The sequence below is a fragment of the Robertmurraya korlensis genome (assembly GCF_023715225.1).
Taxonomy (GTDB): Bacteria; Bacillota; Bacilli; order Bacillales; family Cytobacillaceae; genus Robertmurraya_A.
Window position 1 is genome coordinate 1 of sequence record NZ_JAMBNS010000189.1, and the last position, 207, is coordinate 207.

1 rRNA gene is annotated in these 207 nt (G+C 53.1%); it reads left to right on the top strand.

What is annotated here, in order from left to right:
* Positions 1 to 207: ribosomal RNA gene (locus M3175_RS24810) — 16S ribosomal RNA — on the top strand; the annotation flags it as partial.

Below are 207 nucleotides of genomic sequence, written 5' to 3' on the forward strand. Positions count from 1 at the left end.
TGATCCTGGCTCAGGACGAACGCTGGCGGCGTGCCTAAAACATGCAAGTCGAGCGGATCTTTGGGAGCTTGCTCCCAAAGGTTAGCGGCGGACGGGTGAGTAACACGTGGGCAACCTGCCTATGAGACTGGGATAACTCCGGGAAACCGGGGCTAATACCGGATAATTCTTTTCTACACATGTAGAAAAGCTGAAAGATGGTTTCGG